This window comes from Pseudomonas pharyngis (assembly GCF_021602345.1).
In the GTDB taxonomy this organism is placed as follows: Bacteria; Pseudomonadota; Gammaproteobacteria; order Pseudomonadales; family Pseudomonadaceae; genus Aquipseudomonas; species Aquipseudomonas pharyngis.
Genome location: NZ_BQID01000012.1, coordinates 152795 through 176178, shown reverse-complemented (window position 1 = coordinate 176178; position 23384 = coordinate 152795). Strand labels below are relative to the sequence as shown.

24 protein-coding genes are annotated in these 23384 nt (G+C 61.3%); 14 read left to right on the top strand and 10 right to left on the bottom strand.

Annotated features, from left to right (window positions below; translation table 11 throughout):
- Positions 1-5 precede the first annotated feature (5 nt).
- The 4 genes from L6D74_RS23140 to L6D74_RS23125 all read right to left on the bottom strand — a co-directional run bounded on the left by L6D74_RS23140 (position 6) and on the right by L6D74_RS23125 (position 3281).
- Positions 6-347, bottom strand: a complete 342-nt coding sequence (locus tag L6D74_RS23140) for a nuclear transport factor 2 family protein (protein WP_007957516.1) — start codon at positions 345-347, stop codon at positions 6-8.
- A gap of 51 nt (positions 348-398) precedes the next feature.
- Entirely contained in the window at positions 399-1115 is a 717-nt protein-coding gene (locus tag L6D74_RS23135) for a helix-turn-helix transcriptional regulator (protein WP_085646480.1), read from the bottom strand.
- 88 nt (positions 1116-1203) lie between these two features.
- Positions 1204-2163: an agmatinase gene (speB, locus tag L6D74_RS23130; protein ID WP_236190553.1), complete on the bottom strand. Its 960-nt coding sequence runs from the start codon at positions 2161-2163 to the stop codon at positions 1204-1206.
- Between the two features lie 26 nt (positions 2164-2189).
- Complete coding sequence (locus tag L6D74_RS23125) at positions 2190-3281, bottom strand: polyamine ABC transporter substrate-binding protein (protein WP_236190552.1); 1092 nt, start codon at positions 3279-3281, stop codon at positions 2190-2192.
- A gap of 99 nt (positions 3282-3380) precedes the next feature.
- Between L6D74_RS23125 and L6D74_RS23120 the strand changes: the two genes are divergently transcribed.
- The 4 genes from L6D74_RS23120 (at position 3381) to L6D74_RS23105 (ending at position 6997) form a co-directional block, all read left to right on the top strand.
- Positions 3381-4280: a LysR family transcriptional regulator gene (locus L6D74_RS23120; RefSeq protein ID WP_236190550.1), complete on the top strand. Its 900-nt coding sequence runs from the start codon at positions 3381-3383 to the stop codon at positions 4278-4280.
- A 99-nt stretch (positions 4281-4379) separates the two neighbouring features.
- On the top strand, positions 4380-5846 hold the full coding sequence (locus L6D74_RS23115) for a nucleobase:cation symporter-2 family protein (RefSeq protein ID WP_085611690.1): 1467 nt from the start codon (positions 4380-4382) through the stop codon (positions 5844-5846).
- A 69-nt stretch (positions 5847-5915) separates the two neighbouring features.
- On the top strand, positions 5916-6389 hold the full coding sequence (locus tag L6D74_RS23110; protein WP_236190548.1) for an LEA/WHy family protein: 474 nt from the start codon (positions 5916-5918) through the stop codon (positions 6387-6389).
- 50 nt (positions 6390-6439) lie between these two features.
- On the top strand, positions 6440-6997 hold the full coding sequence (locus L6D74_RS23105) for a GNAT family N-acetyltransferase (RefSeq protein ID WP_064596344.1): 558 nt from the start codon (positions 6440-6442) through the stop codon (positions 6995-6997).
- Here the strand turns inward: L6D74_RS23105 and L6D74_RS23100 are convergent.
- Positions 6987-7910: a carbon-nitrogen hydrolase family protein gene (locus L6D74_RS23100; protein WP_236190547.1), complete on the bottom strand. Its 924-nt coding sequence runs from the start codon at positions 7908-7910 to the stop codon at positions 6987-6989. The genes L6D74_RS23105 and L6D74_RS23100 overlap by 11 nt on opposite strands.
- A gap of 84 nt (positions 7911-7994) precedes the next feature.
- Here L6D74_RS23100 and L6D74_RS23095 point away from each other — a divergent pair, with 84 nt between their 5' ends.
- Positions 7995-8909: a LysR family transcriptional regulator gene (locus tag L6D74_RS23095; RefSeq protein ID WP_236190545.1), complete on the top strand. Its 915-nt coding sequence runs from the start codon at positions 7995-7997 to the stop codon at positions 8907-8909.
- On the opposite strand, the gene L6D74_RS23090 is transcribed toward L6D74_RS23095, so the two are convergent.
- Complete coding sequence (locus L6D74_RS23090) at positions 8910-9164, bottom strand: hypothetical protein (RefSeq protein ID WP_007957535.1); 255 nt, start codon at positions 9162-9164, stop codon at positions 8910-8912.
- A 153-nt stretch (positions 9165-9317) separates the two neighbouring features.
- Between L6D74_RS23090 and L6D74_RS23085 the strand changes: the two genes are divergently transcribed.
- Complete coding sequence (locus L6D74_RS23085) at positions 9318-9635, top strand: ElaB/YgaM/YqjD family protein (protein ID WP_007957537.1); 318 nt, start codon at positions 9318-9320, stop codon at positions 9633-9635.
- A gap of 57 nt (positions 9636-9692) precedes the next feature.
- On the opposite strand, the gene L6D74_RS23080 is transcribed toward L6D74_RS23085, so the two are convergent.
- A complete protein-coding gene (locus tag L6D74_RS23080; protein ID WP_236190544.1) occupies positions 9693-10724 on the bottom strand; it encodes an Ldh family oxidoreductase in 1032 nt (343 codons plus the stop codon).
- Between the two features lie 328 nt (positions 10725-11052).
- Positions 11053-11322, bottom strand: coding sequence for a PepSY domain-containing protein (locus L6D74_RS23075; RefSeq protein ID WP_085646474.1), 270 nt, complete (start codon positions 11320-11322; stop codon positions 11053-11055).
- A 154-nt stretch (positions 11323-11476) separates the two neighbouring features.
- On the opposite strand from L6D74_RS23075, the gene L6D74_RS23070 reads away from it, so the two are divergent.
- Positions 11477-12481, top strand: coding sequence for a FecR family protein (locus L6D74_RS23070; protein ID WP_064596334.1), 1005 nt, complete (start codon positions 11477-11479; stop codon positions 12479-12481).
- Between the two features lie 62 nt (positions 12482-12543).
- Here the strand turns inward: L6D74_RS23070 and pvdQ are convergent, their stop codons facing one another.
- The gene (gene pvdQ, locus L6D74_RS23065; RefSeq protein WP_085646473.1) at positions 12544-14880 is read right to left on the bottom strand and encodes a bifunctional acylase PvdQ; all 2337 of its coding nucleotides are present in this window, start codon (positions 14878-14880) and stop codon (positions 12544-12546) included.
- Between the two features lie 294 nt (positions 14881-15174).
- On the opposite strand from pvdQ, the gene L6D74_RS23060 reads away from it, so the two are divergent.
- The gene (locus L6D74_RS23060; RefSeq protein ID WP_236190542.1) at positions 15175-15552 is read left to right on the top strand and encodes a fe2+ zn2+ uptake regulation protein; all 378 of its coding nucleotides are present in this window, start codon (positions 15175-15177) and stop codon (positions 15550-15552) included.
- 18 nt (positions 15553-15570) lie between these two features.
- Here the strand turns inward: L6D74_RS23060 and L6D74_RS23055 are convergent, their stop codons facing one another.
- Positions 15571-15759, bottom strand: a complete 189-nt coding sequence (locus L6D74_RS23055; protein WP_039768149.1) for a hypothetical protein — start codon at positions 15757-15759, stop codon at positions 15571-15573.
- A gap of 157 nt (positions 15760-15916) precedes the next feature.
- Here L6D74_RS23055 and L6D74_RS23050 point away from each other — a divergent pair, with 157 nt between their 5' ends.
- From L6D74_RS23050 to L6D74_RS23025, 6 genes are all read left to right on the top strand, one after another.
- Positions 15917-16057 carry a hypothetical protein gene (locus tag L6D74_RS23050; RefSeq protein ID WP_178076145.1) on the top strand — a complete coding sequence of 47 codons (141 nt, stop codon included), beginning with the start codon at positions 15917-15919 and terminating at the stop codon, positions 16055-16057.
- Between the two features lie 262 nt (positions 16058-16319).
- Positions 16320-17579, top strand: a complete 1260-nt coding sequence (locus L6D74_RS23045) for an MFS transporter (protein ID WP_236190541.1) — start codon at positions 16320-16322, stop codon at positions 17577-17579.
- Entirely contained in the window at positions 17579-18709 is a 1131-nt protein-coding gene (locus L6D74_RS23040; protein ID WP_236190539.1) for a LuxE/PaaK family acyltransferase, read from the top strand. The genes L6D74_RS23045 and L6D74_RS23040 overlap by 1 nt, the downstream gene beginning before the upstream one ends.
- A gap of 1 nt (position 18710) precedes the next feature.
- Positions 18711-21155, top strand: a complete 2445-nt coding sequence (locus L6D74_RS23035) for an aldehyde dehydrogenase family protein (protein WP_236190537.1) — start codon at positions 18711-18713, stop codon at positions 21153-21155.
- Positions 21139-22428, top strand: coding sequence for a phenylacetate--CoA ligase family protein (locus tag L6D74_RS23030; RefSeq protein WP_236190536.1), 1290 nt, complete (start codon positions 21139-21141; stop codon positions 22426-22428). The genes L6D74_RS23035 and L6D74_RS23030 overlap by 17 nt, the downstream gene beginning before the upstream one ends.
- Positions 22428-23345 (top strand): GNAT family N-acetyltransferase, encoded by a 918-nt coding sequence (locus L6D74_RS23025; protein WP_236190534.1) that lies wholly within the window; start codon positions 22428-22430, stop codon positions 23343-23345. Before L6D74_RS23030 ends, L6D74_RS23025 begins: the two co-directional genes overlap by 1 nt.
- Positions 23346-23384 lie beyond the last annotated feature (39 nt).

The following is a 23384-nucleotide window of genomic DNA, read 5'->3' as shown; positions in this document are numbered from 1 at the left end:
GACGGCTACAAGGAAATATCCAGCCGAGCGATTTTGCCCTGTTCGTTGAGGCGGAACGTGTAGCGCAGCTCCAGCGGGCTGCCGGGAAACGTTCCGGAGATCAGCCCTTGCACCAGTACTTTGCCGGTGCGCTGCTGGACGCCGAGCACTTCGACCCGTGGCTGATAGCGCTGGGCGGTGTCCTGCATCCAATTGGCGATGGCCTGCGGGCCGACCTGATGATGGCCCTCATCGAACACATGGGCATCCTCGGCAAAAAAACTGCCGACCCGGGAGGTATCGCGAGCATTGGCAGCATTAATGTACTCAACGATGGCCGGGGCGAGTATCGAGGTGGGATGGAACATGAGTGCAGCTCCTTTTTTCGGGTTCTGTCGCCATCCTAGAACAGCCCTGCGTCAATTCCTGTCAGGAGTGAAACGGCCGTTTTCGTCCAGTTGCATCAGCCGCTGCCAGGTGCGCAACAGGTCGCTGCGGCGCCCCGGATAGCGCTCACCGTGCAGGCTGGCGGCGGCAATCCGGTCGGTGCGAAACGTGCGATAGGCACCGCGCAATTCACACCACGCGACGATGATCCGCACCTCGTTGAGAAAACCCAGCGCCAGCGGCCAGATCAACCGCTGGCTTTGCACCTGCTGCGCATCGGCATAATCGATGTGCAGCTTGGCCTGATCGCGGATGGCGTGGCGGAACACGTTCAACGGCACGGCGTTTTGCGGAAAACCGTAACCCGGCGGCCCGGGCATGACGGTCGGATTGCGCAGCGCTTCCTGGGCCTGCGGGTCCAGCACCGCAGCGATTTTCGCCAGTGCATCCGCCGCAGCCTTGCTCAGCACTTCGTCGCCGCGCTGATCGACATAACGCAGGCCCAGCACGATGGCTTCGGTCTCGTCGGCGTTGAGCATCAGCGGCGGCAGAAACAGACCGCTGCGCAGCACATACCCGATGCCCGCCTCGCCATGGATCGGCGCGCCGAGGGCGGTCAGTTCGGCGATATCGCGATAGAGGGTGCGTTCGGAGATTTCCAGCTCGGAGGCCAGCGTCGCGGCGGTGACCGGGCGCTTCTTGCCACGCAGCACTTGCAGCAGGGTCAACAGTCGAGTGGTTCGCGACACGGTGTGAGGCTCTGGGCAGAAATTTGCCGGAGCTTAGCAGAGCCTGGTGTCAGAAATTGTCAGGAGCTTTCACCAGGCTCGGAGGGGATCACGCGTCGACTTTGTGCCTGGCCGCGTACAGGCAAAGCATCTCCATGGCCAGGGTTGCCGCCGCCAGCGACGTCACATCCGCATGGTCATAGGCCGGCGCCACTTCCACCACGTCCATGCCCACCAGATTGATCCCGCGCAGGCCGCCAAGGATCTCCAGCGCCTGCACTGTGCTCAGGCCGCCGCACACCGGCGTACCGGTGCCCGGCGCAAAGGCCGGATCCAGACAATCGATGTCGAACGTCAGGTACACCGGGTGATCGCCGACCCGCGCGCGGATCGCTTCGACAATGGCTTCGCAACCAAGGCGATGCACCTGCCGCGCATCGAGCACCTGAAAGCCCTGATGATCGTCGTTGGTGGTGCGCAAACCGATCTGCACCGAACGCGCCGGATCCACCAACCCTTCCCGCGCTGCGTGCCAGAACATGGTGCCGTGATCGACCCGTTTGCCGCCCTCGTCCGGCCAGGTGTCGCTGTGGGCATCGAAGTGGATCAGCGACAACGTGCCGTGCTTGCGCGCATGGGCCTTGAGCAGCGGATAGCTGATGAAATGATCGCCGCCGAAGGTGAGCATGGCGCTGCCGGAGCTGAGGATGTGCTCGGCGTGGGCTTCGATGCTTTCCGGGATGGTGTGCGGCGAGCCGTAATCGAAGTCGCAATCGCCGTAATCGATCACCGCCAGATGATCGAACGGGTCGAACGTCCATGGCCAGTGCCGTTCCCAGGCAATCCCGGTGGACGCTGCGCGAATCCCGCGCGGCCCGAAACGAGCGCCAGGACGGTTGCTGGTGGCGGTGTCGAACGGCACACCGCTGACCGCCACGTCCACGCCGCGCAGGTCGCGGCTGTAGCGTCGGCGCATGAAACTGGTGATCCCGGCGTAAGTGCTTTCGGCAGCAGTGCCGTAAAGGCTGTCACGGGTCAGGGCCTGATCGTTTTGCACTGGCACGTCCATCGGTGTGCTCCTGTTGTTATGAAAGGCTATTGGCGGCTACGGAAAGTGGTCCACAGGCGTGTGCGCTGGCGCATGTCCTTGAGGCTCATGCTGTGGTCGGCGTACAGCCGCTCGCGCACTTCGGGTTTTGGGAAAATGTCCGGATCGTTGCGCACCGCCTCATCCACCAGCGGCGTGGCGGCCTGGTTGGCGGTGGCGAAGAACAGCGTATTGGTCAGCGCCGCCACGGATTCGGGGCGCAACATGAACTCGATGAAGGTGCGTGCAGCCTCGGGGTGCGGCGCGTCTTTCGGGATGGCGAGGTTGTCCTGCCACACCAGCGTACCTTCCTTGGGAATCCGGTAAGCGACTTCGAACGGCTTGTTGGCCTTGCGCGCCTGATCGGCGGCCATACTCGCGTCACCGTTGTAGGTCAGCGCCAGGCAGACGCTGCCATTGGCCAGATCATTGATCTGCCGACCGGTGGCGACGTACAGCACCGAGGGCTGCAACTGCTGTAACAAGGCTTCGGCGGCGGCCAGATCTTTCTTGTCGGTGCTGTAGGGATCTTTCCCGAGATAGTGCAGCGCCAGGCCGATCACTTCCTGTGGCGAATCGAGAATCGCGATCCCGCAATCCTTGAGCTTGCTGGCGTATTCGGGCTTGAACAGCAGATCGAGGCTGTTGAGCGGCACGTCGGGCAGCCGCTGCTTCACGGCTTCGACGTTCATGCCCAGGCCGAGCGTGCCCCAGGTGTAAGGCACGCCGTAACGGTTACCGGGATCGACCGCCGCCAGTTTTTCCAGCAGATCCGGATCGAGATTGGCGTAGCCCTTGAGCCCGTCGCGAGGGATTTCCTTCAATGCGCCGGCGGCCAACCCACGGGCCAGCACGCTGGACGAAGGCACCACCACGTCATAACCGCTGCCACCGGTGAGCAATTTGGTTTCCAACACCTCTGAGGTATCGAAGGTGTCGTAGCGCACGTGAATGCCGGTTTCCTTTTCGAAGCGCTGCAAGGTTTCCGGCGCCACGTAATCGGCCCAGCTGTAGAGATTGAGCGTCTTCTCTTCGGCCTGGGCGGCGATGGAGACGGTAAGCAACAAAGCGGGCAAACACAGCTTGAAGACGGGAGCCATGACGAACACCTGACCGAAGGAAGTGGTGGCAGGATGCGCCGTCGGATACATTCGAAAAATATCAAGTTTGTTAACCTGACTTTATCCAGGAGCAATGTGATGCTCGGTCAGCTCCACGATGTCGATCTTCAGCTTCTGCGGCTGTTTCTCGGCGTGGTCGAATCCAATGGTTTCAGCGCAGCCCAGGGTGAACTGGGGCTGAGCCAGTCGAGCATCAGCCAGCAAATGGCCAAGCTTGAGACGCGTCTCGGCTATCGGGTGTGCAACCGGGGCAAGGGCGGTTTCAGCCTGACGCCCAAGGGCGAGCAACTGTTGATTGCGGCGCGGGCGCTGTTCGATTCGATCGAAACCTTCCGCCATCAATCCAACGGCGTCGCCGGGCGCTTGATTGGTGAAGTGCGCCTGGGCCTGTCGGAAGCGGTCGATCAAACGGTGCTGCAACGGGTGGCGGATGCGATCCGCCGGTTTCGCGAGCGGGACGAATCGGTGCGCATCGAGTTGATCAGCGCCATGCCCGGCGAAATGGAGCGCCTGCTGCTGCAACAGCGGCTGGACCTGGCCATCGGTTACTTCTCCCAGGTACAGAGCGCGTTCGACTACCGCGAACTGTTCAGCGAAACCCAGCATCTGTATTGCGCGCCCGGCCATCCGCTGTTTACCGACGAGGCCCCTGATGACGCGGCGTTGCAGGCCTGCGACCGGGTCGATCACCCGTATCGGTTTTTGCGCAGTGACGAGCCATTTCAGGGCAAGGTCTGCTCGGCACGCTCGGAACAGGTCGAAGGCACCCTCGCCTTCATTCTGTCCGGCAAACACGTCGGTTATCTGCCCAACCATTACGCCCGCCAATGGCAGGACAAGGGCCTGTTGCGGCCAGTGCGCGAAGGCGAGTTGAGCTTTGACGTGGCGTTCCATCTGGCCCGCCATCGGGCGCAAGTGCCCGGCGATGCGCAGAAGGCTTTTGAAGAAGACCTGCTGTCAGCCTTTGGTCGAACCTGACCTTTTGGGCAGTTTTAATGCGTTGCCCTCGTCTCCCGCTTACGGCATCCTGCGCACCCATTTTCCGACCCGGCCCCGCATTGCGGCACGCAAACCACCATGACCGTCTCTGAAAAAGCCCCGCGCAACAACGATCTGATCTACGGCCTCAACGACCGTCCGCACTTCACCGCAACGGTGTTTGCCGCTCTGCAACACGTGCTGGCCAGCTTCGTCGGCATCATCACCCCGACCCTGATCATGGGCGGCGCCCTCGGCTTGCAAAGCGAAATTCCGTACCTCATCAGCATGGCGCTGTTCGTTTCCGGCCTCGGCACCTTCGTTCAGGCCAAGCGCTTCGGCCCGGTCGGTTCGGGGCTGTTGTGCCTGCAAGGCACCAGTTTTTCCTTTATCAGCGTGATTCTCAGCGCCGGTTTCATGGTCAAGGCCCGGGGCGGCGGCACCGATGAAATCCTCTCGACGATCTTCGGCGTGTGCTTCTTTGCCGCGTTCATCGAAGTGGTGCTGAGCCAGTTCATCGGCAAGTTGCGCATGCTGATCACCCCGGTGGTGACCGGCACCATCATCACGCTGATGGGCCTGTCGCTGATCAAAGTGGCGATGACCGACATTGCCGGCGGCTTCGGCGCGGCGGATCTGGGCGCGGCCAGTCACGTGTTCCTGGCAGCGCTGGTGCTGGGCACCATCGTGGTGTTGAACCGGGTCGACGTGCCGTTCCTGCGGTTGGGCGCAATCGTCATCGGCCTGACCCTCGGCTACGTGGTGGCGTGGCTGATGGGCACCGTGGACTTCGCCAATCTGCCCGAAGTGCCGGTGGTCAGCGTGCCGGTGCCATTCAAGTATGGTTTCAACTTTGATTGGGTGGCGTTCGTGCCGGTGGCGGTGATTTTCCTGGTGTCGCCGCTGGAGGCTGCCGGTGACCTGACCGCCAACTCGATGATCTCGCGACAACCGGTCAAAGGCCCGCTGTACATCCGCCGGATCAAGTCCGGCCTGCTCGCCGACGGCCTCAACTCGGCCATGGCGGCGGTGTTCAACAGCATGCCGATGGTGACCTTCGCCCAGAACAACGGCGTGATTCAGCTGACTGGTGTGGCCAGCCGCTACGTGGCGTTCTTCATTGCCGGGCTGTTGGTGCTGCTGGGACTGTTCCCGATGATCGGTGCGGTGCTGCAACTGATGCCGAAACCGGTGCTCGGCGGCGCAGAGCTGGTGATGTTCGGCACTGTGGCGGTGGCCGGAATCAAGATCCTCGCCGAGGCCGGCCTGCATCGGCGCAACATGCTGATCGTGGCGATTTCCGTCGGCATGGGCCTGGGCATCGCCGCCGTGCCGGAAGTGCTGCGCGAGCTGCCGCAGGCGCTGCGCAATATTTTCGAATCGCCGATCACCGTCGGCGCGCTGTGTGCCATCGTGCTGAATATCTTCCTGCCGGAAGAATTCATCGAACTGGAAGAAGATGACTTCGATCCGGAAGCCTCTATCCTTCAGGTCATGGAAAACCCCGACCTGCCGGCCAAAGCTGAACCCGCAACAAACGCCGCTGTCGCACAGTTGAACCGTTGATCCTGTCCGCTCCATCAAAAAGGGCTGATACCGTCAACGGTTCAGCCCTTTTTCAATGAGAGAGCATCAATGCGCCGCCTCCAAGCCATCATCCTGTCCCTGCTTCTGCTCTCCCTCAGCGCCTGCGCGCTGTTCCCCAACCGCGACCCGGTGAACATCAACGTGGTCGGCCTCGAACCGCTGCCGAGCCAGGACCTGGAAGTGCGCTTCGCGATCAAGCTGCGCGTGCAGAACCCGAACGAAACGCCCATCGACTACAACGGCATCGCGCTGGATCTGGAGGTCAACGGCCACTCGCTGGCGTCGGGTGTGAGCGATCAGAGCGGCTCGATTCCACGGTTTTCCGAAACTATTGTCAGCGTCCCGGTGAGCATTTCCGCGTTCTCGGTGCTGCGCCAGACCATCGGCCTGAGCCAGACGCAAACCCTCGACAACCTGCCCTATGTGCTGCGCGGCAAACTGGCGGGCGGGCTGTTTGGCACGATGCGCTTTGTCGATACCGGCAAGCTCAGTCTGCCGAGGGCCAGTGCCGCAACCTGGTAAAGATGCGGTAGTCTGCGCGGCCCACTGTCAGAACATGGAAGTCGTGGTTTATGCAAGACACGCCCACGCTGTACACCGAACGGCTGATTTTGCGTCCGCTTGAGCTAGCGGATGCCGAGGCCATCCAGCAGCAATTTCCCCACTGGGAAGTGGTGCGTTATCTGAACGTTTTCGTGCCCTGGCCGTATCCGGACGACGGCGCCCTCACCTATCTGCGCGACATTGCGCTGCCTGCCGTTGCAGCCGGCAAAGAGTGGCACTGGACGATTCGCCTCAGATCGGCGCCAGAGCAATTGATCGGCAACATCAGCCTGATGGACGAGCCGGACAACCACCGTGGGTTCTGGCTCGCCCCGGCGTGGCAGGGTCAGGGCCTGATGACCGAAGCCAGCGAAGCCGTGACCCGGTACTGGTTCGAAACCCTCGATCAACCGTTGATGCGCGTGCCGAAAGCCGCACCGAACCTTGGCTCGCGAAAGCTATCGGAGCGTAGCGGCATGCGCTTGATTCGCACAGACGAGGATGACTTTGTCGGCGGCCGCTTCCCACGGGAAATCTGGGAAATCACCCGCGAAGAATGGCGGCGCCGACAAACCGTCAAACCGTGAAACGCACGCCCGGTTTAGCCCGCTCATCGACGCTCAACTCGAACACATCCGGCCGCGCATAGTGGCCAACCACGTCGTAGTCGTAGCGGGCGCGCACCAGTTCGGCGGTGTCGATCTCGGCGGTGAGCAAGCCGGCCTCGCCGCGCAACGGCCCGGCCAGCACATCGCCCATCGGCCCGACGATCACGCTGCCGCCGGCGATCAGCGGCCGATCCCCCGGCCAGTTGGCGATTTCCACGCCAAGCTCATTCGGCGAGGCCTGGACCTGACAGGCGCTGACCACAAAACAGCGCCCTTCATGAGCGATGTGGCGCATGCTGACCTGCCACATCTCGCGCTCATCCACAGTTGGCGCACACCAGACCTCAATGCCCTTGGCGTACATCGCCGTGCGCATCAGCGGCATCATGTTTTCCCAGCAGATCACTGCGCCGAGCTTGCCGACCTGAGTGTCGAGCACCGGCAGCGTCGAGCCATCGCCCTTGCCCCAGATCAGCCGTTCGGTGCCGGTGGGCATCAGTTTGCGGTGCTTGGCTACAAGGCCTGCCTGAGGGTCGAAATACAGCGCGGTGCAATGCAAAGTGCTGCCGGCCCGTTCGATCACACCGATCACCAGATTGGCCCCGGTACGCGCCGACAGCCCGGCCAGCGCTTCGGTTTCCGCCCCCGGCACATCGATAGCGTTGGCGAAGTAACGGGCATAGGCCTCGCGGCCTTCCGGTAAGCGATAACCCAGCTGCGTGCCGAACCCCTCGCCTTTCGGGTAACCGCCGAGCAAGGCTTCGGGCATCACCACCAGCGCGGCACCGGATTCGATGATCGCGGTTTCCCAGCTCAGGATCTGTTCCAGGGTTTCAGTCTTGCCGCCGGGCAAGGCGCCAATCTGCAGGGCGGCAACGATTGATTTGGGCATGGTGGTCACTCCGTTAAGTTCAGGTGTTGCTCATTCTCCGGCGCCACGGGATCATGAATAAAGACCGATCCACTGCTGATTGATATGAGCCAAATGAATATCGCAACCGTCGACCTCAACCTGCTGAAAGTCTTCGAAGCCCTGCATGAAGAGTCCAGCGCCAGCCGCGCGTCGTTGCGCCTGGGCGTGACCCAGTCGGCGGTCAGCGCGGCCTTGCGCCGGTTGCGCGAAGTGTATGGCGATCAATTGTTCGTGCGCACCGGCCGCGGCCTGGCGCCGACGCTCAAGGCCAACCAATTGAAACCGGTGGTCAGCGATGCCCTGAACAAATGCCGGCAAAGCCTGGCGATGGTCGATCCGACCGCCAATCATTACGAAGGACGTTCGGTCACTGTGGGCCTTTCGGATGACTTCGAGATCGCTTACGGCCGTCGGCTGATCGAGGAAATCGCCCGTCGCGCACCGAAACTGCGGCTGATCTTCCGCCAGACCCACAGCCAGATCGTCGCCCGGGCGCTGATGGAACGCAGCATCGATCTGGCAATCACCGCCGGCGGATTTGCCGAGCGGCTGCTCAGCCGTCAGGTGTTGGGTGAAGGGGGTTACGCGTGTCTGGTGGATCCGGCGAGCCTGGCGCCGGGTCAGCAGCAGATCGATCTGGAAGAATTCGTCACCCGCGAGCACCTGCTGGTGTCGTCGGGCGGTTTTATCGGGATCACCGATGAAGGGCTGGCGGCGCTGGGCCGGACTCGCCGGGTCTGCGCCTCGACCACGCATTTCGCCGCGTTGCCGCATCTGCTCAAGGGCAGCGAGGCGGTGGCGACCATTCCCACCCACGCGGCGCAGGCCATTGCCTCACTGAGCGGGCTGGTGCTGCTGCCCTGCCCGCTGGCGCTGCCGCGCTACCCGATCGAACTGGGCTGGCGCACCAGCACCCAGATCGATCCGGTGGTGCTGACGGTGCGCGAAGCGATTGGCGCCAGCTTCAGAACCGAGTGATTACTTGTTGGCCGCCATCAGGCGATTGACTTCACTGCGCACCATGTTGGCGAATTCCGGCGGCGACATGCCGTCCAGTTCCGCGCGCACGAACTCGGCCCATTTGCCCTTGCGCTTGGAGCGCTCGCCGAACAACCGCGCGGCCTCGCCCTTGGCTTTGCCCAGATTGTTCTGCCAGAGTTCGAACAGTCGGGATTTCTCATCTTCCAGCGCGGCGCGCTCTGCGAGGGATTTGTCGGCCAGATTGAAACTCATCGGGAATTACCTGCTGCATGAAATGGCGACATCTTACACGCTGGACGGAAATCTCTGACGCTGGTTTTTGTTCCGGATGGAAAATCGCTGCAACTTTTCAAGGCGCGCCACACTCCATTGTTCACTGTCCATTCACCTGCAAGGAGTCACCCAATGGCCCGGAAAACCGCCGTTCAAGCCGCCGAAGACCAAATCAAGGACCAGGCCTTCAGCGAACTTCAGGCGCTGATCGAAGAGTCGGAAAAACTGCTCAAGAGCAGTGCATCCCTGGTCGGCGAGGAAGCGGAGACCCTGCGCGGGCAAATCGCCCAGAAATTGCAGCAGGCGCTGGATTCGGTCACCAGCGTGCGTGACCGCACCAAACCGGCGGTGGACGCCACCGAGAGCTACATCGGCGGGCACCCGTGGCAGACCGTGGCGATTTCCGCCGGGTTCGGTTTGGTGGTCGGATTGCTGCTCGGTCGACGCTGAGCGCGAACAAAAAAATGGCGAGCCCTCGGGCTCGCCTTTTTCATGCCCGGCAAAAACTCATTCGCCGGCCAGTTCACGCAGCTGCGACAGCGTCTGCTGATCCAGTTCGATGCCCTTGGCCAATGACTTGGCCCGCTGCAAATGCCGCCGATCCCCCGGCAAGCGCTTGAGCCCTACCCCGTGCATCTGCCGCACCAGTTCCTGACTGCGCTCGGCAAAGCTTTGCCCGACGGTCTTGCTCGGGTCGATCACTATCAGTAACTGGCCGGTCCACGGGGTCTTGGCACCGGGGTGATTCTTCCAGTCGAATTCGAACGAAAAGTTGCCGCCGGTCAGCGCAGCGGCGAGCAGCTCGACCATCATCGACAGCGCCGAACCTTTGTGCCCGCCAAACGGCAGCAACGCGCCGCCTTCCAGAATCGCTTTCGGATCGCAGGTCGGCTGGCCGAGGCTGTCGACGCCCATGCCCGCCGGCAGTTTCTCGCCCTTGCGCGCGGCGATCTGTACGTCGCCATGGGCAATGGCGCTGGTGGCCAGGTCAAACACGATTGGCGCGCCATCGGCCCGGGGTGCGGCGAAAGCGATCGGGTTGGTGCCGAACAATGGCCGGTCGGCGCCGTGCGGCACCACGCAAGCCATGCTGTTGACCACGCTCAGCGCCACCAGGCCTTCGTCGGCAAAAGGCTCGACGTCCGGCCACAGCGCGGCAAAGTGGTGGGAGTTGCGGATCGCCAACACCGCAATCCCGGCACTGCGGGCCTTTTCCATCAGCAGTGGACGTGCCGCCGCCAGCGCAGGCTGGGCAAAACCGTTGCCGGCATCGACGCTGACAAACCCTGAAGCCACGTCCTCGACTTTCGGCACGGCCTTGCCGTTGACCCAGCCGCTGTTGAGCGTCGAGACATAACCGGGAATCCGGAATACGCCGTGACTGTGCGCACCGTCCCGCTCGGCACTGGCGCAATTGGCGGCCAGGGTTCTGGCGACTTCGGCCGAAGTGCCGTGACGGGTGAAGATCGTTTCCAGCAGTTGAGTCAGCTCGTCCAGGGACACCGCGGACGAGAGCGAATGATCGTGTGGCGCAGACATCTGAAGCTCCAGAGTAATTATTGGAGGGAACAACAGCGAACGGACAACCCGCCAGAGGATTAACCACGGCTGGCCGGTGGCCTGTCAACCCCGCAATGGACAGCCGATTTCCAGACAGCGGGCTCAATACCCTTCACATTCAGATCAATCCCAATCTGACACTGGCCGGCCCCGCCAGAAACCTCGTCGAATTTGCCCTCGATCACATCAATGTCGCCCAGAGCACCGGGTAGAAAGGGTCGGCCAGCTGGAGCCGATCCGAGCGTTTGATTCACGCATAAAAAATGCGCAGGCTCGACACCTGCGCATCGCTCCACAACCGTGGGGGTCAGTCTTTCTGATCGCGAAGGACATTGCCGGAGGCGCCGTCGATACGGAATTCGTACACCACCCCGTCGGCCTTGCGTCCTTCGCCTTTCCAATAACCATTGTTGTCGGCCTCGATCTCGTAGACCTCGACATAACCGGCCTTGGTTTTCACGATCTCGATGGCCTTCTCGATGGTGATCCAGCCCGCGCCCGGGCGGTCGGCCAGTGCCGCGCCTGCGCTCAGAAGACTGGCGGTTGCAACCACAGCGGCCAAGGTTCTTTTGATCATGTTTTCACTCCATTTATAGTTAATGTTCGCGGGATGTCCTGTTTTTTGGGGCGCTGCAGCGAAAAAAAGTTCCACGTTTGATGGGTAAATGCCATGACGGCTGTTCTCGGCGCCTTCCGCCCAAGGTTAGAATGCGCGAAATCAGGATGAGTCAATGACCCAGAACCCTCTCTCGGAAGCCGAATACGATGCAATCACCGATGCCGCCGCGCATTGGTGCATGCGCCTGCACGCCGTTGACTGCACCGCTGAAGAGCGCATGGCGTTCGAACAATGGCGCGATGCGCACCCGCTTCACGCGTTCGAGTATGAGGCGATGCTGGAAATCTGGGACGTCGCTGAACACCTGCCCCGGCCGGCAACGGCACCGGCCCTGCCGATTCACCCGACGGCGACCCGGTCATGGCGCCAGTACGCCGTAGCGGCGTGCGTCTGCGCACTGGCTTTGCCGCTGGCGGCCTGGACCGGATGGAACCTCGGCTGGCTGCCTGACAGCTATCAGCATTTCGCGGCCACCGACAATGTCCGCCATGTCACCCTGGGCGATGGCAGCCAGGTCGAGCTGAATCTCAACACCGAACTGACCTACAGCAATTACAAGGACGAGCGTCGCGTCACCCTGAAAAAGGGCGAGGCGTTCTTTGAAGTCAGCCACGACCTGAGCCACCCGTTCGTCGTCAGGGCCGCCGAAGGCAGGATTCGCGTCACCGGCACACGCTTCAACGTCTGGATGTATGAGGATCAGGTAAAGGTCAACCTGATCGAGGGTTCCGTGCTGGTCACCAGCAACACTCAATTGCCCGGCGATGGTCTGCGCCTGGGGCCTTCGATGCAGGCACGCTACAGGCATGGCGATTTCACTCCGCAGATCAGCCAGACCTATGCCAACGACAACGCACTGGCCTGGCGCAGCGGCAAACTGGTGCTCGACAACCTGCCGCTGAACGAAGCATTGCCGCAGATCAACCGTTACCTGGACAAGCCCCTGATGCTGGCCGACAACGCCACCGGTTCGATCCGGGTGGGCGGCATTTACAACATCAAGGAACTGAACAGCTTCGCCAGTTCTCTGCCCAAAGTCCTGCCGGTCTTCCTGACCCGCAACAAGGACGGCAACCCGGTGATCAACCCGATGCCGCAGCAACCGCCAAAAAACTGAAGGCCGTTCCCGTGAGGGAGCGGCCTTGTGCTTTTGCGGTTGTCCGCAGGTTGAACAGCTGATTACTGCGCCGCGACTTTCCCCGTTTTTTCCAGGTCATCGCGCACGGTCTGCACCTGATATTGCGGATCGGCCTCGATCTGCTGTTCGGTGAACGGCAACACACTCCACTGTTTCTTCGAGAAGGCCTCGGTCTGATCCCGGGAATACTTCGACGCCGGATCACTGGATAACGAGAATGCCAGCAGGCCCTGGGCATGCGGTCCCTTGTCATCGAACGTCACGACTTGCAGGTAACTGGTGCCGCTGACCACTTCCAGCTTGCCGTCTTCACGGGGCACGCTCTGGATGGCGTTGTAGATGCCGAGCGTGCCCGGGCCACCGTGAATCGGCGTTTGCTGGCCACCACTGCTGACCACCTGCACATCCCCCCAGCGGGTGCTGGCGTTCAGGCCCATTTTTACCGCCGATTCGGCCGACGCCAGCATGGCCTCGCGCAGTGCCTTGGCCACTTCCGGTTTTTCAACGGCCAGCCCGCGCGGGGTGTGCTGAGCATCCTTGGGATCGAACGCCACGCGCCAGGCCTGCGGCGATTCCTGCATCGCTTGCATGATGTTCTGGAAATGCACCAGGCCGACGCCCGACTCCAGATTCGCCCGACCATCCCACGCCTTCAGGCTGCTGCATACCGATTTCAACGCGGCCTCAGACTGCGAAGCACAGAACTTTCGCAGGTCCGGCACCACCTGAGTCGCCAGGAATACCTGATCGTCCATCACCATGTGTTGCAGATCCTGCACCGACACCGAGCCTTTCTTGCTCAGGGTCGCCAGACGATCCAGCGCAAAGCGCGAGCGCAGGCCCAATGGCTGGCCGTCCTGACTGATCAGCGGCGAGAAGCCGGTCAGCGGTTGCGCCGGGTTGGCCAGCCACGCCGAGTCGTTGGAGTGCTGGACAAAGTCCTTGCGCAGCAGCTGCGGCAACTGGCTGGAGGCGTAAATGCCCTTCTGTGCGGCTTGCGGGTCGATGTCCCAGGCGCAGGCGCTGTTGGAGCCGTCGAGCACGATCATTTTCAGACCGGCGCGCGGGTCGCTGCACCTGGCCAGTTTGTCGGCGCTGACGTTCGGCACCACCGACAGGTTCATGTACAGCGTCTGGCCCTTGTCATCCACGGCCAGGGTGTTGACCCACGGGATGCCCTGAATCGTGTGCACCGAATCCTGCAGATCCTTGAGATTGCCGGCGCGGTTCATGGCGTACCACTGCTTCAACACCCGGTCGTTATCGAGGTTCGCATCGCGAAGGCTATAGGCGAACTGATTGTCCCAATCGAGCTTGCCGGGCCATTGCACAATCGGGCCGAACTGCGAACTGTAGACATCCCGCGAGACCGGCACCACCTGACCGTCCGCCTGTTTGACCTGCACGGTGACCGTCTGCTTGTTCATCGGCAAGGACTGGCCGTCGAGCAGGTAACGGGTCGGATCCTTCGGATCGAGTTGCAGGCGATACAGGGTGAAATGCTTTGACGAATCGACGGTGTGGGTCCAGGCCAGATGCTGATTGAAGCCGATGTTGATCATCGGCAGGCCCGGCAGCGCCGCGCCCATCACATCCAGTTTGCCCGGAATGGTCAGGTGCATCTGATAGAAGCGCATGCCGCCGACCCACGGGAAATGCGGGTTGGCCAACAGCATCCCACGGCCATTGAACGAACGTTCGCTGCCCACCGCCACCGCGTTGCTGCCACGGTCCAGTGCGAAGCGTTGCAGGCGCGTGTCCGCCAGTTGATAGGCCCGCGCATCGTTTTCAATCTTCGCAGTGGCCTGCGGCGGAGTAGCACCCGCCAGCGCTTCGGCGAACTGGCCCACCCCGCCCTCGACCAGCAGACGACGGGTCAGCTTCACCAGGTCCTCGGCGGCGATATCGCGCACCCATTCACCCTGGCACTGTTGTGGCAAGCCCTGCTGACGGCGTTCGGCCAGATAACGGTTGTAGCCGGCGGCATAACCCTCCACCAGATCACGCACTTCGACCGGCTGGGCCTGCCAGAAAGCGTTCACTGCCTGCGGCGTGTTGAGCCACTGGAAGAACACGTCGCTGACGCGGTTCTCGCGCTCTTCGACTGTCAGTTGCTCCGGCCCGAAGTACCGCGACCGCTCGCCATTGACCGTCACGACTTCGTTGGCCAGCAGGCACAGGTTGTCCTGCGCATAGGCATAACCGATGCCGAACCCGAGACCACGTTCGTTTTCCGCGCGGATGTGCGGTACGCCAAAACCGGTGCGGCGGATATCGGCGCCGGTCTGGCCGGAAGGGCTGAACGCCTGCGCCGACAGACTCAGCCCGAGAAAGAGGCCGGCAAGGGTCAGTCCGGTGAATTGCCTGGAAATAGTCACGCTCGCTCCTGATCGAAATGCCGAAGAGCGAACCGCCAGCCACCGTGAACACGTCGGACCCGGCTCGCTCTGAAATCACCCACGCGTCACGCGCAATGAGCCTGTCCAGAAAACGAAGCCGTGGGAAAAAAATTTAGTCGGTCACACACCCGTTTCGTGCCGCAATCACGGGGAAAAGACAAAACCACGACAAATTTTCTACATTTTCCGCTTCATGATTTGTCGGGCTGAAACGTCTTGTTTAGAGAGAGCACGAAAAACCTTTCCTGATCAGGCTCTGAAAGGAGTAATCGCATGTACAACCCACCCCTACCATCGGAAGGTAGCCAGCCCCCACAAGGAGCGCCCATGGGTTCACACGCCGACGTATTCGGGCAACGGGTCGAGCGTCACGGCAATGATCGCATCCGTATGCTGCTTAAAAGCTTCGGCCTGCGCACCAGCCTGATTCGCCTCAAAGTCATCGACACCCTGCTGGTCGCCGCCGAGGACGACCGTCGTCTGGGTGTGCGTGGTGTTCACAGCCAGTTGCTGGATCTGGACATTCCCTTGTCCTTTCTCAGCGTGCGTGAAGTACTCAAGCGCCTGTGCGCCGAAGGTGTCATCACGTTCAACGACGACAAGAGCTACAGCCTCCATCCCCAGGCTGCCGCCGTGCTCAACCACGATTGAAGCGCCCGGCAGATGCCGTCAGGGCTTGACCTTGCGGCGCATCACGCCGTTGATCACCACAACCACCACCGCCACACCGATGGCTATGTACTGAAATGTTTGCTCGCTGAGCTTGCCGGCGTTTTGCAGCCAGGACAGGCCAAGCATGATCAGCAGTACGGCGAGGGCGATCAGAATCGAATATTTCAAGCGTTGCTTCTGGGTCATTACAGGTTCCTGAACCGTTGGAATGTATCGGGTTTGTATCGGCGTTGATGCCATGCGCATACCCTTTCACGGGGATATGCCGCTGCAAACGGGGTCTCATGTTACAGCCGATGAAGAGCTTTGGCTTCAGGCGGCTTTAACCATGAGGATCTTTGAAATGCTGCGTCGAATCACCTGGCTGATTCCTGTCCTTGCACTGCTCACCCTGAGCGGCTGCATCATTTTCCCCCACGGCGGCTGGCATGGCGATCATCGCCACTACGCGCCGCAAGGTCCGGGCTACTACGACCATCGTTAAGTCATGCCGCGAGAAGGATGCCAGCGTCCATTCATTCAAATGCAACAACTGATTTAGTGTCAGCCGAAATGCCCACAGGAATGTGGGCATTTTTCTTAAGACTCTATTCATTATCTTGTCAGGCAATTCGCGCTTGCGAGTAGGCATCCCGACTTGTGCAACATCACGCAACCCCCCGTCATAGAGCGTCACAGCAATGACGTAGGAACAGTCTGACCCCGCCTCTACCCTTTGCGCTCTCTCTCGAATCTCGTGGAAGCGTATGCAAAGAACTCTCATCAATCTCTCGCCGCGGCAGGCGCTCGGTTTCTGCCTCGCCATCATGCTGTTCGAATGGCTGACCTACATGGCCAGCGACATGGTCATGCCGGCGATGCTCACCGTCACTCGGGATCTTGAAGCCGATGCCCGTCATATCCCCAACGCTTTCAATCTCTACCTGATCGGTGGAGTGTGCCTGCAATGGCTGATCGGACCGCTTGCCGACCGGTTCGGCCGACGCCCGCTGTTGCTGGCCGGTTGCGCACTGTTCGGTGCAACGTGTGCAGCGACAGTCTTTACGCCCGGTATTGAAGTTTTCAACGCATTAAGGCTGATCCAGGGCATGGGGCTGGGGTTTGTGGTGGCTGTCAGCTATCCCGCGCTTCAGGAAGTATTCTGCGAAGCCGATGCGGTGCGCCTAATGGCGCTGCTGGGCAATGTTGCACTGCTTTCGCCGCTGATCGGCCCCCTGCTGGGCAGTCTGTTACTTGAATGGCTCAGCTGGCGCGAACTGTTTCTCGGCCTGGCCCTGGTTGCCGTACTTGCATGGACCGGACTGTACGCCTGCATGCCCGAAACCATCGGAGTGGTCCGTCGTGATGGCACTCAGCAAGCGCCTATAGCCTTTTCCCTTCGCCAGATCGGTGCTCGATACCTTGCGTTGTCGCGCAACAAGAACTTTCTCGGGACCTGCGTTGCACTTGGCCTGATGAGCCTGCCGCTGATCGCCTGGATCGGTCTTGCTCCGCTGTTGCTGATCCAGTCACTGGGGCTGACAACGCGGGAATATGCGCTGTGGCAGATACCGGTTTTTTCAGCCGTCATTCTCGGCAATCTGATTCTCGACCGGTTGCTGCCCACACGTGCACTGCCGCAATTGATTCGCCTGGCACTGTGGCCGTACTGCCTGGGTCTGCTGACCCTGGTGGCCGTGGCCATGACAGGCCTCTCCCTCACCGCACTGATTGCCGGCCTCGCGCTGTACGCCGTAGGGCTGGGCATGAGCAACGCAGCCCTGTATCGGCTGGCGCTGTTTTGCAGCGATGACAGCAAAGGACTGGTCTCGGCCGCGATCGGCATGATTTCGATTGCCGTAATGGGTGCCGGTGGATCGTTGATTGCCGCCATCGGCGGCGGCCTTCGCCTCGATTTCTTTGCACTGTGGGCCGCGGTCGGCGGCCTGCTGTGCCTGCCCCTGCTCAACCGGTTTTTGCCTGCTGCGGCAAGGCCGACCGTTCACCATAACGATAAGGACGTCTGATGTTCCATTTCCCCCACAGCGACAAGCTCTGCGCGTTGACGCAACCCTATTGCCCGGACTCCGTGCCGGACGGGCTGTTCGATCAGGCCATGGTCGAGATCAGCCGTTTCCACAGCCTGCATACCCCGGGCTACGAACGCTGGCTGAACGCCAACGGGCTGACCGTGGACAATCTGGACAGACTCGACGACTGGTCGCGTCTACCGCCGATTTTCGCCAGTTTTTTCAAGCAGCACCTATTGCTCAGCCCCACCGGTACCCACGCGTTGGAGCTGACATCCTCAGGCACCAGCGGTCAGAAAAGTCGCATGCGTTACGACGAACGCAGCCTGGGCGCCGCTCAGTACATGGTCGAACGCATCTTTCACCATTATGGCTGGAACAACCCGCAAACCCCGTGCAACTACTTGCTTTTAAGCTATGAGCCGGAGGGCACGATCAGCCTGGGAACCTCCTTTACTGACCAGTTCCTGTGTCGGTTCGCCCCCGTCAATCGAGTGGCCTATGCCCTGCGCCGTACCGGCGGCGGCCACGAGTTCGACAGTTTCGGCGTCATTGTTGCCCTGCAATCCTTCGCCGAAGAAGGCTTGCCCGTACGGATTCTCGGCTTTCCCGCCTTTCTCTGGCAGACCCTTGAACGCATGCGGGCCACCGGCGTTCGCGAACTGCAACTGACACCGGACTCGCTGGCGCTCTTCGGGGGTGGCTGGAAAACCCATGCCGCGCAGGAGATTCCCCATCAGCAACTGTACGAGCGCATGCACCGACAACTGGGCCTTGAGGTCTCTCGCTGCCGTGACGGTTACGGCGCGGTCGAGCATCCGGTGCCTTACCTTGAATGTGCTCATCATCATTTCCATGTGCCCGTCTATTCGCAGGTCTTCGTGCGCAATCCGTCCGACTTCACGGTTCTGCCGTATGGCCGTCAAGGCTTGCTGAGTTTCGTCTCGCCCTACATTTCATCGAGTCCGGCCCACGCCGTGGTCATGAGCGATCTGGCCACCCTGCATCCAGGCGCCAGCTGTGGCTGCGGTCTATCTGCAGACTGGTTCGAACTGCATGGCCGCGCCGCGACCACGGCCGGCAGAAGCTGCGCCCTGGCCGCCGCTGAACTGCTGGGGAGGCATTGACATGTATCTGATCAATGGACAGCTTCACCCCGACTACCGGCTCGACGCCGCACTGGAGCAACTTCATCTGGACCTGCCACAGCGACTGGGCACGGCACTCCAGCGTGGGACAGTCCTCGATGCGGTCGCGGTTTTCTCCACCCGACTGCACGATCCGGATCTGCCTCTTGAACCTGAACACCGTCAATCCCTGATTGAGTTCTGCCAGCCTGATGCCCTGCAGCACAAACTGCAACGTGAGCTGGGGGATCAAGCGGATGCCTTGCGCCGCATCGACTATCGCGAGTCGCACTTCGAACGCTGGAGCCCGCTGGGTCTGGTGGTGCACATCACCCCTGGCAATGCGCCGCTGCTGGCCTTCTGCGCCGTGATCGAAAGCCTGCTGGCCGGCAACGTCAACTGGCTGCGTCCCAGCAGCAGTGACCAGGGCCTGACCGCTCGCTTGCTCCATGCGCTGACTCAGTGCGACGCCACCGGCCAGATCGCAGGACACGTCGCGGTCATACCAGCAACGACCGAGCAAATCGGCCAACTCTGCGAACGCGCCAACGGCATTTCAGCCTGGGGCGGCGAATCGGCGCTTCAATCCATCCGCCGACAGATCCCGGCCGGCTGTCGCTGGATCGACTGGGGTCATCGGATCAGTTTTGTTTACCTGACTCCCGAGACCGCCTCGCCAGAGGCGCTGGACGCGGTGGCGGATGAAGTCTGTCGCCTCGACCAACAGGCCTGTTCCAGCCCGCAATGGCTGCTGGTGGACAGCGATGACGAAGCTGTTCTGCGCATCATCGGCGCGGGCCTGGCAAAGGCGTTGGAACGTCGGGCCCAGCACTGGCCAGCCTTGATGCCGTCACTTCAAGAGGCGTCGCAAATCACCACAGACACGGCGATCGCGCAGTTGACCCAGAGTTTTGTCGGGCCACCCGGACATGTCTGGAAAGCACCGGGCTGGCGGGTGATCTGGACGCATGACCAGCAACTCGCGCCCTCGCCGCTGTTTCGCAGTGTGCTGCTCAAACCACTGCCACGAACGCAAGTCATCGAGGCGCTCATGCCTTGGCGAAACATGCTGCAAAGCTGCGCCCTGATCTGCTCCGAACACGAGACAGCAGAACTTTCGCAGATGCTGATCGCAGCAGGCGTCACGCGAATCGCCCCCGTTGAATCGATTCACGAAGGTTACGAGGGTGAACCCCACGACGGCGTCTATGCCTTGCAGCGCCTGAGTCGGCGGGTGTCGGTCAGCCTGCCGGTTGCGACGCTGTCTACCTGTGCCACGCTTGATCCGCTACCGGCACCGCCGTGCATCGCAGCTCGCTCGATCATGAACAAGGAAACGTTTGTCACCCGCCCGATCAATCCGGCGGCCCGCCTGTACTTCCGCTCCGGGGGCAGCAGCGGCGTTCCGGTGTTGTCGGGTTTCAGTTACCGCGATTTTGATCGGCAAATGCGTGCCGCCGCCGATGGCCTGTTTGCGGCTGGCCTCGACCCGGCCCGCGACCGCGTGATGAACCTGTTCTTCAGTGGCGGGCTGTATGGCGGCTTCTTCAGCTTTTCCAAAGTGCTGGAGCTACTGGGTGTCACTCATCTGCCGATGGGCGCGCCCGCCGATGACGATTACCGCGAAATCGCCCGTTTGATCATCGAACAACGCGTCACCACACTGGTCGGCATGCCGAGCACCCTGCATCGCCTGTTTCTAAACGAGCAGTCACGATTACGTGACTATGGCGGCATCGAAAAGGTCTTTCTCGGCGGTGAGCATCCCGGCGAACAGAGCCGTGCGTTGATGCGCAGTTGCGGCGTCAGGCTGATCCGTTCGGCCATTTACGGCAGCGTCGACGCCGGACCACTCGGCCATGCCTGCCCGGCAACGTCTGATGGCGTATTCCATCTGATGAGCGCTATTCAACACCTGGAAATCGTCGCGTTTGAAGCCGATCAGCCGGTGAATGGCGATGAAATCGGCCGTCTGGTGTTCACCTCGATAGAACGACAAGGCCAGGACGTTCAGCGATACGACCTTGGCGACAGCGGCCGCTGGATACCCGGCCGGTGTCCATGCGGGCTGCCGGCTCCACGCTTCGAGCTGCTGCAACGTCACGGCCGGCTGCTGCGCATCGGCACGGACTTTATCTGTCTGGAAACACTGGCTCGGCATCTGCAGGTCGAGTTCCAGCTGGTCCTGGAGCACGCACCCGACGGGCTGGAACGTATGCGGTTTCGCAGTTCCCTGTCCGCCCTCGACGTCCACCGCCGCCTGCAGGACTACCCGACCCTGGCGACCCTCATCCGCACCGGACTGCTCACGGTGGAGGCGGAACGTTGTGCGATCGATCAATTCGCCCGAAACAAACACAGCGGAAAGACGCCGCAGGTGATCGACAACCGCAGCGAGGTCCCGCCCACTGACATACAAGGAATGCAACATGAACACAAGGATTGAGTTGAACGAGCTCGTGGCGTTCGCACGCCGCCATTCGAGCTTTTATGCAAGACACTTCGCTGATGTGCCCGAGCACATCACTGCGCTGGCTGAATTACCGGTGATCGATCCTGCGGCCTACTGGGAAGGCAGCCAGGATCTCGACCACTGGCCTGTACTGACCGGTTCTCTGGAAAACGCACTGGTATTCAAGACAGGAGGAACCACCAGCACCGGCAAATTTTCGGTTTTTCAGCGCAAGGAATGGCAAACACTGGTAGCGGACTTCGGTCGCAGTCTCGGCGGGCAGTTGAGCGCGGGCGACCGCATCGCCAACCTGTTTTTCGCTGGCGACCTCTACGCCAGTTTCATCTTCACCCACGATGCGCTGGCACAGGTGGAAACGGACATTGTCGAATTTCCGTTCACCGGTCATGTCGACTCGCTCATCCTCGCCGATGCCATCGCCCGACACCGGATCAATGTGCTGGCCGGACTGCCCGCCCATTTGCTGACCTTCGCGGCCTGGCTGGAACAGCACGGGCGGGTACTCGAGGGCGTGAAAACCCTGCTCTACGCCGGGGAAAGTCTCTTTCCGGCACAACTGCGACGATTGGGGCGTGTCTTTCCCGGTGCGCGCATTGCGTCTCTCGGCTATGCCAGTGTCGACGCCGGTTTCATCGGCGCCAGTCAACGGGATTGCGCGTTGGGCGAACATCATGCGGCGGACAACCATAGCGTGCTGGAGATTCTCGACGAAGAAACCGGAGAGGTGATTGACGGGTGCAACCGGGTGGGACGACTGGTGGTGACCAACATGACCCGTCGCTTGATGCCCTTGATTCGCTATCCGGTCGGCGATCGCGCCTGTTGGCGAGAGCCCGGTAATGTTCCCCGGCGCAAATTCGCCTTGATGGGACGCTGTGCCGACAGTCAGCGGGTTCGTGTCGGCATACTGACCCTCCTGCCTCAGGCCATCGGCCAAACCGTACAGCGGATTACCGGCAGTGAAGACTGGCAACTGGTGATCGAACAGGAAGGCACAAGGGATATTCTGTGCCTGCGCTGGGTACCGGATGCCCTATCTGCGATGGCTGAGCAGGCAGACCGGTTACTGCACCGTGCGTTGATCGAAGCCTATCCATTGATCGAAGAGTTGAGCACCGGGCATTTGCTCGAATTGCAGATCCGGCGCTGCACGATTCAGTCACTGTCACGCCATCCTCGGTCAGGTAAACAGCAGCGTGTAGTCGATCTGCGGGTATACGACAATCTGCACCGGGAGGACCGTTGATGGAAACCCTGATCCTGCGCAGTTACCGTAACAGCGACGCCCGTGCCGTCAGCCAACTGTTCAGAAAGGTCTACGGCAACCAATACGCTCAGCCCCATGTTTACCTGCCGCGCATGATTACGCAGAACCATGTCGGCGGTCGCTGGCATTCATTGGTGGCGGTGTCGGAGGGGAAAATTCTGGGGCACGCGGCATTGATTCGCGACAAGGAGTCGCGCATTGCCGAACTCGCATTGAGCGTGGTTGATCCGCAGAGCCGTGGCCAGAACGTGGCCACCCGACTGAGCCGGCAATTGCTGGTTCATGCCCAGGCGCTCGGATGCCACGGCGTGACGATCAAGCAGATGACCCATCATCTCTACACGCAACGGATGGCCGCCCGTCTGGGGTTTCACAACACTGGGCTGCTACCCGATCATGCCCCTTCGCCCTTTGGCGAACCGGTGCCGGAGTCGTTGGTGCTCGGCTATCTCCAGATCGACGGATACCAGCGACCGTTGCCAAGCCTCGCATGGCCGGATGGCTGCCGCGAGTTCATGCAGCAGATGGTCGACATGTTCGGGACACGGGACAACCCATCACCCTGGGTCGGCGACCCCATCCAACTGGATCAACGTTGGGGGCGCTATGACTGCGTATTGGAGGCGCTTGACGACGGATTGCTCAAGCAATTGCAGCAGTTGCCGGACCATTGGCTGATTTCGATCAGGCTCAGACTCGCGCAGGGTTTCGACAGTGCCTGGCGCCAGTTGTCGACCATGGACTTCACCTTCACCGGGCTGGCACCCGATGAAAAAGGGTCCGGATGGCTGGCGTTGTTTCATCGCGGATTTCAACCAGGACCGCTGACATTGCACTGCCCGCGCATGCAGGTTCTGCAGGACGACACGCGACGGCGCAAACTCAAGGCTGCGTAAACGACGAGGCCCGCTCCGTTGCCGGGGCGGGCCTGCCTG

Coding starts and splice junctions, on each gene's coding strand:
- L6D74_RS23115 (WP_085611690.1), top strand. CDS start 4,380: ATGACCGTCTCTGAAAAAGCCCCGCGCAACAACGATCTGATCTACGGC.
- L6D74_RS23055 (WP_039768149.1), bottom strand. CDS start 15,759: ATGACCCAGAAGCAACGCTTGAAATATTCGATTCTGATCGCCCTCGCC.
- L6D74_RS23035 (WP_236190537.1), top strand. CDS start 18,711: ATGTATCTGATCAATGGACAGCTTCACCCCGACTACCGGCTCGACGCC.
- speB (WP_236190553.1), bottom strand. CDS start 2,163: ATGGACGTGCCAGTGCAAAACGATCAGGCCCTGACCCGTGACAGCCTT.
- L6D74_RS23105 (WP_064596344.1), top strand. CDS start 6,440: ATGCAAGACACGCCCACGCTGTACACCGAACGGCTGATTTTGCGTCCG.
- L6D74_RS23025 (WP_236190534.1), top strand. CDS start 22,428: ATGGAAACCCTGATCCTGCGCAGTTACCGTAACAGCGACGCCCGTGCC.
- L6D74_RS23110 (WP_236190548.1), top strand. CDS start 5,916: ATGCGCCGCCTCCAAGCCATCATCCTGTCCCTGCTTCTGCTCTCCCTC.
- L6D74_RS23030 (WP_236190536.1), top strand. CDS start 21,139: ATGAACACAAGGATTGAGTTGAACGAGCTCGTGGCGTTCGCACGCCGC.
- L6D74_RS23070 (WP_064596334.1), top strand. CDS start 11,477: ATGACCCAGAACCCTCTCTCGGAAGCCGAATACGATGCAATCACCGAT.
- L6D74_RS23125 (WP_236190552.1), bottom strand. CDS start 3,281: ATGGCTCCCGTCTTCAAGCTGTGTTTGCCCGCTTTGTTGCTTACCGTC.
- L6D74_RS23045 (WP_236190541.1), top strand. CDS start 16,320: ATGCAAAGAACTCTCATCAATCTCTCGCCGCGGCAGGCGCTCGGTTTC.
- L6D74_RS23095 (WP_236190545.1), top strand. CDS start 7,995: ATGAGCCAAATGAATATCGCAACCGTCGACCTCAACCTGCTGAAAGTC.
- L6D74_RS23050 (WP_178076145.1), top strand. CDS start 15,917: ATGCTGCGTCGAATCACCTGGCTGATTCCTGTCCTTGCACTGCTCACC.
- L6D74_RS23085 (WP_007957537.1), top strand. CDS start 9,318: ATGGCCCGGAAAACCGCCGTTCAAGCCGCCGAAGACCAAATCAAGGAC.
- L6D74_RS23140 (WP_007957516.1), bottom strand. CDS start 347: ATGTTCCATCCCACCTCGATACTCGCCCCGGCCATCGTTGAGTACATT.
- L6D74_RS23080 (WP_236190544.1), bottom strand. CDS start 10,724: ATGTCTGCGCCACACGATCATTCGCTCTCGTCCGCGGTGTCCCTGGAC.
- L6D74_RS23120 (WP_236190550.1), top strand. CDS start 3,381: ATGCTCGGTCAGCTCCACGATGTCGATCTTCAGCTTCTGCGGCTGTTT.
- L6D74_RS23100 (WP_236190547.1), bottom strand. CDS start 7,910: ATGCCCAAATCAATCGTTGCCGCCCTGCAGATTGGCGCCTTGCCCGGC.
- L6D74_RS23075 (WP_085646474.1), bottom strand. CDS start 11,322: ATGATCAAAAGAACCTTGGCCGCTGTGGTTGCAACCGCCAGTCTTCTG.
- L6D74_RS23090 (WP_007957535.1), bottom strand. CDS start 9,164: ATGAGTTTCAATCTGGCCGACAAATCCCTCGCAGAGCGCGCCGCGCTG.
- L6D74_RS23040 (WP_236190539.1), top strand. CDS start 17,579: ATGTTCCATTTCCCCCACAGCGACAAGCTCTGCGCGTTGACGCAACCC.
- L6D74_RS23060 (WP_236190542.1), top strand. CDS start 15,175: ATGTACAACCCACCCCTACCATCGGAAGGTAGCCAGCCCCCACAAGGA.